Here is an 11,964-nt window from a genome sequence, read left to right on the forward strand (position 1 = left end):
AGTGAGTAAGTGCTGTAGTTCGATTTGGTGTGTTGTTTTGAGCTGGCGCAGAGGGCTCAATTGCCAGCCCAAGCATGATTCGAGTCTGAACTGCGGTTAGGCTGCAGTCTTGTGGAGGTTCATGATGCAAAAGCGCCAGTTTCTCGCCACCGCAGCTTCGCTGACGGCATTGTCATCAACGCCCTGGCTCGCGGGCTGTGCTTCGCGTCGTACCAAGACGGTGGTCAAGCCCGCCGAGCTGATCTATTACGGCGGCCCGATTCTCACCATGAACGACGCCCAGCCCCAGGTGGAAGCTGTGGCGGTGAATGCCGGAGTGATTGCCGCCATCGGCTCGCTGCCGGAGCTGGAGGCCTTGCGCGGTCCGGCCACGCGCATGGTGGACTTGCAGGGGCGCACGCTGATTCCAGGCTTTGTGGATCCACACAGCCATATCGGCGGCGTGGGACTGCAGGCCATTTCGGCCAATCTGCTGCCTCCGCCCGACGGCGGCAATGCCTCTATCGCCGACTTGCAGCAGACGCTGCGCGAGTACATCCAGACCTCGCCCGAGGTCAAACAACTGGGCATCGTGCTCGGTTTTGGCTATGACGATTCCCAGCTCCAGGAGCGGCGTCATCCCACACGCGATGACCTCGATGCCGTCTCCCGAGACCTGCCGATTGCCGTGATTCATCAGTCAGGGCATTTCGGCGCACTCAATTCCGCTGCCCTGGCCCGGGCCGGCATCGGCCCCGGCACCCCCAACCCCGAAGGCGGAGTGATTCGTCGCCGTGCGGGCAGCCCGGTGCCCAACGGGGTACTGGAGGAGAACGCCTTCTTCCACAGCCTGGGCCGGATCATGCCCAAGCTCACGCTTGAGCAATCCATGGACTGGCTGGAAAAAGCCCAGCAGCTCTATCTGGAGTTCGGCTACACCACGGTGCAGGACGGGCGCTCCGACGCAGGCGCGATCGCCTCGGCCATGGCGGCGGCCGAGTCGCGTCGGCTGGTCATCGACGTGGTGTCCTATCCCGACATACTGCAACTGGGCGATGGCGCGCTGGCCAACAAGCTCAAGTTCAGCCGCAACTATACCAATCGCTTCCGCATTGGCGGCGTCAAGCTCACGCTCGACGGCTCGCCTCAGGGCAAGACGGCCTGGCTGACCGAGCCCTATCTAGTGCCTCCCGATGGCCAGCAGCCCGGCTATCGAGGCTATGGGGTGCTCAGCGATGCCAGGGCCAACGAGCAGGTGGCCAAGGCCATCCACAACGGCTGGCAGATTCTGGTACATGGCAACGGCGACGCGGCGATCGACCAGTTCATCGCCGCCGTGCGTGCCAGCGGCCCCGTGGAGCAGGCGCGTGCCGTGCGCCCGGTACTGATCCACGGTCAGACGCTGCGACGCGACCAGGTGAGCCAGCTCAAGGAGCTGGGCATTTTCCCCTCGCTGTTTCCCATGCATACCTTCTACTGGGGTGACTGGCACCACGACTCGGTGCTCGGCGATCCGCGCGCGCAGAACATCTCGCCGACTGGCTGGGTGCTGGCCGAAGGCATGGTGTTCACCTCTCACCACGATGCGCCTGTGGCCCTGCCGTCGTCGATGCGTGTGCTCGATGCCACGGTGAATCGCACCACGCGCTCGGGCCGTGTGCTGGGGGCCGAGCATCGCGTCTCGCCCTGGGTGGCGCTCAAGGCGCAGACCATCTGGTCGGCCTACCAGCATTTCGAGGAAGACCGCAAGGGTTCCATCGAGGTCGGCAAGCTGGCCGACCTTGCCGTGCTGTCGGGCAACCCGCTGACCGTGGAGCCTCATCAGCTTGCCGGTCTCCAGGTGCTGGAGACCATCAAGGAAGGGCGCACGGTTTACAAGCGCGATGGGGCAAACTTCTGATTTGAGAGCCGCTTGCGATTGATAGGTATGCGTTTGGGTGAATGTCTTTCACGCATCGCGCGAGCCGATAAGGGCACGCAACGCACGCTCCAGTTGCCGGGCGTTCTCATGCACCAGCAGCCATTCGGGCTGCAGTACTTCCGTTGGTGCAGGTGATGCAGGGCAGCTATCCATGGTCGCCAGTGGATCATCGGCCTTGAGTGCGACCACGGTTGGCTGGTTGGCCAGATCCAGACAGGCATGCGTCAGCCAGCGACAGTAGTCCGCTATTGCCGCTGGCGGTGGCATCCCGGTGTGGGCGGTGGCACGATTCAGACTTTCGGCCAGCAGCAGATCCGTGGCATAGACCCGCACGGCATGGCGGTCATAGCGGCGGGTGACAAAAGCCAGTCGCTCTGCATTGAGCCGTCCGCGCAGGGACCAGCGGCGCGAGGAATGGGCCTGGCCTACGGCGGCGCGCAGGGCGGCCAGCGATTCATGGGCCAGTGATAGCTGGCCAAGAGCGGTTTCGGCTGCATCGGCTTTTTGCTGCTGGCAGGCCTTGAGAATCAGATCCAGACCGTTGGCAAGCTGCTTGAGAAAGATCGAGGCGGCCCGGCCCATATCCTTGATGGGATTGGAGGTCAGCAGCACCTGGCTGAAGATAAGCCCGACCGCCGCACCGACCGTGACGTCCAGCAGACGGGCTCCGCCCGCCATGCTGGGGCCGAGCACCAGCACCAGAATCACCGAGACCCCGGCTTGAATCGGCACCACGGGTGCGGGGCCGATGATGGCGCCGAGCAGGATGGAGAGAAATGCGCCCAGACTCATGCGCAGCAACAGATGCTGCTCTGGCAACTGCCACAGCAGATCGCCGATCACGATACCCAGTGTGCAGCCGATGAGCAGACTGCGCGCCTGTTTCAGATGGCTGGGCAGTCCAGGGGCGAGGCAGATCACGGCGGTGACCACGGCGAAGGCGGGCTTGGGGTGGCCCCAAAGCTGCTGGGCGATGACCCAGGCCAGCATGCTGGCCAGTGCGGCGGCAATCGCATCACGCAGGGCCAGCCTGGCCCGCGATGGAAAAGTGGTCTTGGCACGGCGCCAGGCCAGCATGAACGGGGTGCTCCAGCGCAATCTCAAACTCCTTGGTGTGGCGGTCGATCAGACTCTGATCCAGGGATGTTAGAGGGCGCCATGAGATTGCCCTGTGGGAAATACGCCACGCCACCCGAAAATGCAGTCCAGCGGATCAGTCTGCCGAGTCGTCGTACTGGGGCGGGGTCCTGCGAAAGCCACTGGTGATGATGGCCAGATAGGCAAGCCCGATGCAGCCCCAGATGAGGCCCGAGCTCAGCGAGCTGGGCTCCACTTCCAGCCACATGGCGCCTACGCTGATGAAGCCCAGCACCGGGGTGACAAGATAGCGCAGCAGGTCGCCCGGTCTGTGCCAGCGGCCCTGGCGCCACATATATTCGGCCAGCACCGACAGATTGACAAAACTGAAAGCCGTCAGCGCGCCGAAGCTGATCAGGGCGACCACATATTCCAGGCTCAGAAAGCCAGCGGTCAGCGCCACCGCGCCCACCAGCAGAATGTTGTAGGAAGGCGTGAAGGACTTGGGGCTGATGTGGCCGAAGAAGCGCTGGTGGATCACGCCATCGCGGCCCATGACATACATCAGTCGCGATACACCCGCGTGAGCCGCGATGCCCGAGGCCATGACGGTGACGATGGCAAAGGACAGCACCACTGACTTGAACAGCGCGCCGCCCACCAGATAGAGGATCTCGGGCTGGGTTTCGTCCACGGCCTCGAAGTACTGACCGGGGTCGCCCGGGAAATAGAGCTGCAGAAAATACGTGGCCACGATGAAGATCAGGCCGGAAATAAGCGCTGTCAGAAAAATGGCCTTGGGCAGGGTGTTTCGGGTGTCGTGAGTTTCTTCGGCCAGTGAGCTCAGCGAGTCGAACCCCGTGAACGAAAAGCAAAGAACGGTGGCTCCCGTAATCAGCGCACCGATCTCGGCCTGGGCGCTCCACAAGGGCGACAGTGTCCACAGGCCCAAGCCGCCATGCTCGGCAATCGCACCCAGGGCATTGCGGCCCGCATGCAGATCGCGCCAGACCATGCAGGTGAAGACGGCGATGACGAGCAACTGGAAGAAGACGATCAAGCCATTGAAATGGGCGACGAAGCGGATGCCGCGCAGGTTCACGCAAACCATCAGCGCGGTCAGGCCGACGATCCAGACCCAGTGGTTGACCTCGGGGAACATGGATGTCAGATAGATCTTGGCCAGCAGGATATTGACCATGGGCGAGAGCAGATAGTCCAGCAACGAGGACCAGCCCACCATGAAGCCCACATTGGGGTGAATGGCCTTTTGCGCATAGGTATAAGCCGAGCCCGAGGAGGGGTAGCGGCGGATCATGTGGCCGTAACTCAGCGAGGTCAGCAGCACGGCCAGCAAGGCAACAAAGTAGGAGGTGGGCACATGCTGCAGCGAATCGCGCGAGACCATGCCGAAAGTGTCCAGCAATGTCATCGGCTGGATATAGGCCAGGCCGATGATGACCACATGCCATAGCAGCAGAGTCTTTTGCAGGCCGGCAGAAGCAGGGGGCGAGGCAGCCTTGGCTGGGTGATCGGTCAGTGCAGTCATCTTCTACAAGAACAAGAGAGCCGTCGCAAAACTTGCACCGGCCTGCTCGTGGCAATGCACTAGAGAGATGAGTCCCAGCTTGGTTGCCACTGTGTTATCAATGGTTTGGGCACACCCCGAAGCAGGGCGCCGTTCTTGGGCTCCGCTGAACCTCGGGTCGGGCAACAGCGAAAAGCCGGCATTATCGGCTTTTGTTACTGCCGAGGTTGCTTATGATGAAAATCGCATTAAGTTCAAGGCGGTATCGGCACAGCTTGCTATGACTAGAAGAGCATATACATGCTCAGCCTCAACTCCCTTGCAGTAGAGACTGAATGCATTGCCATTCGGCTTCGGTCACTGGGGTAATGGAGAGACGATTGCCTTTTTGCAGCACGCGCATCTGCGCCAGTTGAGGTTGCTCGCGTAGCTCTGGCATCAGCAGGGGGCGGATCTTTTTCAAGGCCTGCACATCCAGCATAAGCCAGCGCGGTTTGTCGTTCTGGGACTTGGGGTCGTAATAGGGGTCTGCTGGGTCGAACTGTGAAGGGTCCACACGCAGATTGCCGGCAATGCGGGCAATGCCGTAAATCCCAGGTTCGGCGCAACTGGAATGCCAGTACAGCACGCCGTCACCCGCCTGCATATCGTCACGCATGAAATTGCGTGCTTGGTAATTGCGTACGCCATTCCAGGCAATGGTCTGCTGGGGGGACGCCAGAGCATGGTCGATGGAGTACTCGTCGGGCTCGTTCTTCATGAGCCAGTAACGATGGGTTTGGAGGCTGCTGTCGTTCATAGGTGCATTGTCGGCGAGGAGGTTGCTGTCTCAGTCATCACGATCTCGCTGCCAGGGACCGCGATCCTGCTGCCAATTGCGCACCAGATCGCTATTGCGTTGCAGCAGATTTCGGGTGTCCAGCCAGCGGCCCGGAATGTCCAGCTCGGCTTCTTCCACCACCCGCATACAGTCCTGAATATGGCGCTCGCCCAGATAGCGCAGAGTCGCGTAGCCTATGGATGCAGCTGCGAGCTGGCCCAGTAGCGGCACATATCTGGCGGCCTGCTTGGTGCTCATGCGCAAACCCATGGCTTTGCCGAGGCGCAGCACCATGTCGCGGGTGATGAACTTGCCGATCAGCACGGAGCCAACCATGGCGATGGCTTTCTGGACTTGCTCGCGCTTTCCTGGCGTGAGTTGGTCGAGTTGCTCTGGCGTCAATCCGAACTCCTGGTTGATGCGTGGATAGAGCTGTGCGAGCAGGGCTGCATCTGCAGCCCAGTCCAGACCGGGTATGGGAATGGCACTGGCGGCAGCGCTGACGAGTGCCCGTCTTCTCAGTAGTTTGCGGGCCCTTTCAGCGGCTTGGGCAATGTCTTTGCGCTCCGCTCTGGTCGCACTAAGGTTTCTGAAGCTCGGGTCTTTTTTCCACATATTCGATAAGGAGATGACGGAAATAGAAAAAGGGGCTTGTCGGCCCCTTTTGGTCGGAATTCAGATTCAGTTGGCCTTACCGCGCACCATGCCATAAATAAACAAAAGAATCACGGCCCCAATGACCGATGCGATCCAGCCTGCGGTTTGCCCGGGCTGGTACCAGCCCATGGCCGAGCCCAGATAGGTTGCTACAAACGAGCCGACGATACCGAGAAGAATCGTCATGATCCAGCCCATGCTGTCATTGCCGGGCTTGATGGCCCGCGCAATCAAACCGACGATAAGACCGACGATGATGGTTCCGACGATGGACATATTTTGTTCCCTGTTGGTGCTTTGACGAAAGTGACTCTACGCGGCCCGGCAGATCGACTCTGTCGGACGATTCTGAATGTCGGCGCGAGCGTGGTTCTTGCATGAAAACATGCGGCGGCATGGGCTACATCAGAGCTCAAGGAAAAAACAAAAACGCCTGCAGAAAGCAGGCGTTTTGGTCGAGCGCTGATTCAAAATCAAGGCTGCAATGGACCCAGGGCGCTATATGCAGCAGCCGTGGTTGCCGAAGCGTCAGCACCTTCGACGCGGCGGGCGCCGTCAAAGCGGCGAGCCCAGTAGGAGGTCTGCATGCTTTCCACACGTACGCTGGCACCGGTGCGCGGTGCGTGGATGAATTTGCCATCACCCACGTAGATACCCACATGGCTGAATGTGCGGCGCATGGTGTTGAAGAACACCAGATCACCGGGCTTGAGGTCGCTGCGGTCAATTTGCTGAGTGGCATTGGCCTGTTCGGCAGAGACGCGAGGCAGAACCTTGCCCATGGTCTGGGAGTAGATGGCCCGCACAAAACCGCTGCAGTCAAAGCCGGTTTCTGCATTGGTGCCGCCCAGGCGATAGGGAACCCCAAGAAAGCCCATGGCCGTCACCACCAGATCGGAGGTTTTTTCGGCCACGTTCTGACGTGCTTCGCGCACGAAATCAGTCGTCTTCTCGGCCACGGAGTGTCGAGCTTCACGCAACTGGGTGATGAGGCCGCGGTTGACCAGCAACTGGGCCATGTCGTCGTCACGCTGCTCGCTAGGCGCTGCGTGCGCTGAGGTAACGCCGACAAATAGAAGTGCAATAAGCCATCGGGACATGGGGCGTGAGGGTAACACGTTCATTTGTAGGATGGGTGCTCTATTTCCAATTTTTTCTCTTGGTTTTTGATGCAGCACAGCAAGTGAGCTGCGGGCATAAGCTTATTGCGTGAGCTGCTCTCAAATTTGCAGCGTATTGCAGTAAGTGATTTCCCCATTCTGGTGAATGCGGGTCGGGAATGCACCAATTCATGGTATTGACATGCGAGAGGCGTTGCATTGACGGACTTTCTACCCCGGCATGCGCTTGCAGCGACAATAGCGCCATCGATTGCAGCCGATGCGACACTCTTCCTCAGCGTGCCGCGCGTCTGTCCTGCGCAAGCGCTGCGCTTTTTAGCAGTGGCTTGACACGGTTTTAAGAAAGATTTGCCATGTTGTTAGAAGCTTCCGAGTCGCAACTGGTTCTGGTGGACTACCAGGACAAGCTGATGCCCGTCATTCACGAAGGCGCGCAAGCGCTGGCCAATGCCGTCAAGCTGGCCAAGATGGCGCAGCTGCTGGATGTGCCTGTCTGGGGAACTGAGCAGAACCCCTCGCGCCTTGGCGCCAATAATGCGGAACTGAAGGCGCTGTGCCAGAAGACGCTGGAGAAAATGTATTTCAGCGCCGTGCCGGAGGGGCTGGGTGAATGGCTGCGTCCTCCCGCCAAGCCGCAGGGCGGCAATGCGCGCAGCCTGCCCAAGCATCTGCAAAAGCCCCAGCAGCAGGCGCCCGAGCGCAATATGGTGGTGATTGCCGGCTGCGAAACCCATGTCTGTCTGTTGCAGACGGCGCTGGAGCTGCTGGAAGACGAGTTCGATGTGTGGGTGGTGACGGATGCTTGCGGCTCGCGTACCGAGCGTAACCGCGATGCGGCGTTTGACCGTCTGGCAGGTGCCGGCGCCGAGCTGGTGACCACCGAGATGGTGATGTTCGAGTGGCTGCGCACCTGCGAAGACCCTGCCTTCAAGGAGATGCTGGCTCTGGTCAAGTAATCGCTTGCAGCTATTCGGGAAATAAGCGCCTTCTGGGCGCTTTTTCTTTTGGCTGCGCGCTGATCGCCACATTTCCATCCAGTGGCGCTCAGATCCCAGGAATCACTGCCTGGCTTGCAGATGGTCTCCATGGGGTGTCCACCGAGGAGTCAGGAGCACTATGTCATACCCCATGGCACGGCGGACACGAATTCCTAAAAGATGGTTTCAAGGGGGACCCAGGAACTGAACGTGCTTGGGCCGGTGCTCTGATGCGGCGTTGATGCGATAGTAAAGTGCTGTCAGTTTTTGGCAAGCGCGTTATGAATAATTATGAATTCAGAAAACTCTCTGCAGAAGACGGAGAGTCAAGGAGACATATTCATGACCACGCGTTTCGAAGATTTTTATCAGCGTTCCATTCATGACCGCGACGGCTTCTGGGCAGAGCAGGCCGGCCTGATCGATTGGCAGCAGAAGCCGCAGCAGATCTGTGACTACAGCAACCCTCCATTCGCCAAATGGTTTGTGGGCGGCACAACGAATCTTTGCCATAACGCCATTGACCGCCATCTGGCAGAGCGCGGCGATCAGAACGCGTTGATCGCCATTTCCACCGAAACCCAGACCGAGAAGGTCTACAGCTACCGCGAGCTGCATGCGGAAGTCAACCGCATGGCCGCCGTGCTGCAGTCGCTGGGTGTGCAAAAAGGCGACCGCGTGCAGATCTATATGCCCATGGTTGCCGAGGCCTGCTTTGCCATGCTGGCCTGCGTGCGTCTGGGCGCCATTCACTCCGTGGTGTTCGGTGGCTTTGCCTCGGGCGCGCTGGCGTCGCGCATCGATGATGCCGAACCCAAGGTCATCATCAGCGCTGATGCGGGCTCGCGTGGCGGCCGTGTCGTGGCTTACAAGCCTTTGCTGGATGAAGCGCTCAGGCAATCCAGCCACCAGCCCGCTGCCGTGCTGATGGTCAACCGCGGGCTGGCTGAAATGCCCATGAAGGCAGGTCGCGACCATGATTGGTCGGCCTTGCGCGCCCGGCACATGAATGCGCAGGTGGATTGCGTCTGGGTGGAGTCAACCCATCCCAGCTACACCCTCTATACCAGCGGCACCACAGGCAAGCCCAAGGGCGTGCAGCGCGATACGGGCGGTTATACCGTGGCGCTGGCGGCCAGCATGCCGCATATCTTCGATGCCCAGGCCGGACAGACCTTCTTCTGCACCAGCGACATAGGCTGGGTCGTGGGTCATAGCTACATCATCTATGCGCCGTTGATTGCGGGCATGGCTACGGTGATGTATGAGGGCCTGCCAGTCAACCCCGATGCCGGCATCTGGTGGAGCATTGTCGAGAAATACAAGGTCACGCACATGTTCTCGGCGCCGACGGCGATTCGCGTGCTCAAAAAGCATGATGCGGATTACCTCAAGCGCTACGACATCTCCAGCCTCAAGGCCCTGTGGCTGGCCGGCGAGCCGCTTGACGAGCCCACTGCGACCTGGATCAGCCAGGCCATCAACAAGCCCATCATCGACAACTACTGGCAGACCGAGACCGGCTGGCCCATCATGACGCTGTGCAACGGCGTGCAAAAGCAGGCCACGCGTTTTGGCAGTCCGGGCCGGGCGGTCTACGGTTACAACGTCAAGCTCATCGATGACGCCAGCGGCGAGGAGTTGACCCAGGCGAATCAGAAGGGCGTGCTGGCGATCGAAGGTCCGCTGCCGCCCGGTTGCATGCAGACGGTCTGGCGTGACGACAACCGCTTTGTCAACACTTACTGGAAGAGCATTCCGGGTCGGCTGATCTACAGCACCTTTGACTGGGGCATCCGCGACGAGGATGGCTACTACTTCATCCTTGGCCGTACCGACGATGTGATCAATGTGGCAGGCCATCGCCTGGGCACGCGCGAGATCGAGGAGAGCATCTCTGCCCATGCCCTGATTGCCGAAGTGGCGGTGGTTGGCGTTGCCGACAATCTCAAGGGCCAGGCTGCGCTGGCCTTTGCCGTGGTGCGCGATGCGGCCTTGGTGGCAGATGAGGTGTCCAGCAAGGCCCTGGAGGCCGATGTGATGAAGCTGGTCGACTCGCGTCTGGGTGCGGTTGCGCGTCCGTCTCGCGTGATTTTCGTCACGGCTCTGCCCAAGACGCGCAGCGGCAAGCTGTTGCGTCGGGCCCTGCAGGCCGTGGCCGAAGGCCGTGACCCTGGTGATCTGAGCACCATGGAAGATCCTGCGGCCCTGGCTCAGGTCCAGCAACGCTTGTAACTTCAGCAAGCCGTAGCCTGTGGTGATGGCTCTCAAAATCACCACAGCCCAGGCAAGGCCCACCCCGCAGCAAAGTCCGTCGTCCCCTCAGGGAAGACTCGAAGCGACTCAGGGGATATTTGAATACAAGGCCTGCGACCATCAAGGCGCAGGCCTTGCTGTTTGCAGCCTAAAATCGCCCGATCGCGCCGCGCAGTCCACTGTCTGGCGCCATGGAATTGAAAAACTTCGAGAAAGAGCTGTTGTGCAAATTGCATCCTCCATCTTCAAGGCCTATGACATTCGCGGCATCGTGCCGTCGACACTGACTGAAGAAGTCGCCCGTGGCATAGGCCGCGCATTCGGCATGGCAGCGCTGGTAGCCGGCGAAAAAACCGTAGCGGTGGGCCGTGATGGACGTCTGTCGGGTCCCGCGCTGTCGGAGGCATTGATGCAGGGCCTGACCGATGTGGGTGTGAATGTGATCGACATCGGCCTGGCCACCACGCCCATGCTGTACTTTGCGGCCGCGACCTTGTGCACCAGCGGCATTCAGGTGACGGGCAGCCACAACCCCAAGGATTACAACGGCTTCAAGATGGTGCTGGCAGGCCGCGCCATTTATGGCGAGGAAATCCAGGCCCTGCGCGTGCGCATGGAAGCCGAGGACTGGACGATCACTGGTGCCGGACAGATCAGCCGTGCTGATGTGCTCGCCGATTACACCGCCCGCATCGTGGGCGACGTGAAGCTGGCGCGGCCCATGAAGATCGTGGTGGACTGCGGTAACGGCGTGGCCGGTGCGTCGGCGCCCGCCATCTTCCGGCAGCTGGGCTGCGAGGTGATTGAGCTGTTCTCTGAAGTCGACGGCAACTTCCCCAATCATCATCCAGACCCCAGCAAGCCCGAGAACCTGCGCGATGTGATCCAGGCCCTGCAGACCAGCGATGCCGAGCTGGGTCTGGCCTTTGACGGTGACGGCGACCGTCTGGGCATTGTGACCAAGGACGGCCAGAACATCTTCCCCGACCGTCAGATGATGCTGTTCGCCAAGGATGTGCTTTCGCGTGTGCCTGGCGGCTCCATCGTGTTCGACGTCAAGTGCACCCAGCGTCTGGCCCCCGAGATCGAAGCTGCAGGCGGCAAGGCCGTGATGTACAAGACCGGCCATTCGCTGGTCAAAGCTCGCATGAAGGAGCTGGGCGCGCCGCTGGGCGGCGAGATGAGTGGCCATATCTTTTTCAAGGAGCGCTGGTACGGCTTTGACGATGGCACCTACGCCGGCTGCCGTCTGCTCGAAATCGTCAGCCGCGAAACCGACCCCAGCGCAGTGCTCAACGCATTGCCCACCAGCTTCTCCACGCCCGAACTCAATGTGGCCTGTGCCGAAGGCGAGCCCCATCGTCTGGCGGCCGAGCTGCAGGCGCTCGCTGCCACGGAGTTTGCCGAACCTGCCCAGGTCAGCACCATTGACGGCCTGCGCGTGGACTGGGCCGACGGCTTCGGCCTGATCCGTGCCAGCAACACCACGCCGGTGCTGGTGCTGCGCTTTGAAGGCCACACACAGCAAGCCTTGCAGCGCATCGAAGCGCAGATGCTGGCCTTGCTCAAACGCGTCAAGCCCGACGCCCAGGTGGGCGCTTCTGCGCACTGATAGCAGCAGCGCTCAA

10 protein-coding genes are annotated in these 11,964 nt (G+C 60.6%); 4 read left to right on the plus strand and 6 right to left on the minus strand.

Going from position 1 to position 11,964, the window contains the following annotated elements:
* The first annotated feature begins 124 nt into the window (after nt 1-124).
* On the plus strand, nt 125-1,879 hold the full coding sequence (locus ACWGXF_RS18520; protein WP_370466692.1) for an amidohydrolase: 1,755 nt from the start codon (nt 125-127) through the stop codon (nt 1,877-1,879).
* A gap of 48 nt (nt 1,880-1,927) precedes the next feature.
* On the opposite strand, the gene ACWGXF_RS18525 is transcribed toward ACWGXF_RS18520, so the two are convergent.
* From ACWGXF_RS18525 to ACWGXF_RS18550, 6 genes are all read right to left on the minus strand, one after another.
* Nucleotides 1,928-2,998, minus strand: a complete 1,071-nt coding sequence (locus ACWGXF_RS18525) for an FUSC family protein (RefSeq protein WP_452102249.1) — start codon at nt 2,996-2,998, stop codon at nt 1,928-1,930.
* A 115-nt stretch (nt 2,999-3,113) separates the two neighbouring features.
* Nucleotides 3,114-4,526 (minus strand): APC family permease, encoded by a 1,413-nt coding sequence (locus ACWGXF_RS18530; RefSeq protein ID WP_087866027.1) that lies wholly within the window; start codon nt 4,524-4,526, stop codon nt 3,114-3,116.
* A 289-nt stretch (nt 4,527-4,815) separates the two neighbouring features.
* Complete coding sequence (locus ACWGXF_RS18535) at nt 4,816-5,304, minus strand: EVE domain-containing protein (RefSeq protein ID WP_039051026.1); 489 nt, start codon at nt 5,302-5,304, stop codon at nt 4,816-4,818.
* Between the two features lie 30 nt (nt 5,305-5,334).
* Nucleotides 5,335-5,727 (minus strand): hypothetical protein, encoded by a 393-nt coding sequence (locus ACWGXF_RS18540; RefSeq protein ID WP_004340899.1) that lies wholly within the window; start codon nt 5,725-5,727, stop codon nt 5,335-5,337.
* Nucleotides 5,728-6,006: 279 nt separating this feature from the next.
* Nucleotides 6,007-6,258 carry a GlsB/YeaQ/YmgE family stress response membrane protein gene (locus ACWGXF_RS18545; RefSeq protein WP_256630450.1) on the minus strand — a complete coding sequence of 84 codons (252 nt, stop codon included), beginning with the start codon at nt 6,256-6,258 and terminating at the stop codon, nt 6,007-6,009.
* Between the two features lie 197 nt (nt 6,259-6,455).
* The gene (locus ACWGXF_RS18550) at nt 6,456-7,082 is read right to left on the minus strand and encodes a C40 family peptidase (protein ID WP_034349623.1); all 627 of its coding nucleotides are present in this window, start codon (nt 7,080-7,082) and stop codon (nt 6,456-6,458) included.
* 374 nt (nt 7,083-7,456) lie between these two features.
* On the opposite strand from ACWGXF_RS18550, the gene ACWGXF_RS18555 reads away from it, so the two are divergent.
* From ACWGXF_RS18555 to ACWGXF_RS18565, 3 genes are all read left to right on the plus strand, one after another.
* Nucleotides 7,457-8,059 carry an isochorismatase family protein gene (locus ACWGXF_RS18555; protein WP_004340903.1) on the plus strand — a complete coding sequence of 201 codons (603 nt, stop codon included), beginning with the start codon at nt 7,457-7,459 and terminating at the stop codon, nt 8,057-8,059.
* Nucleotides 8,060-8,422: 363 nt separating this feature from the next.
* Nucleotides 8,423-10,315, plus strand: coding sequence for a propionate--CoA ligase (locus ACWGXF_RS18560; protein ID WP_054075910.1), 1,893 nt, complete (start codon nt 8,423-8,425; stop codon nt 10,313-10,315).
* Nucleotides 10,316-10,559: 244 nt separating this feature from the next.
* Nucleotides 10,560-11,948 carry a phosphomannomutase/phosphoglucomutase gene (locus ACWGXF_RS18565; RefSeq protein ID WP_256630451.1) on the plus strand — a complete coding sequence of 463 codons (1,389 nt, stop codon included), beginning with the start codon at nt 10,560-10,562 and terminating at the stop codon, nt 11,946-11,948.
* Nucleotides 11,949-11,964: the final 16 nt, after the last annotated feature.

It is taken from the genome of Comamonas sp. HJ-2 (assembly GCF_053615495.1).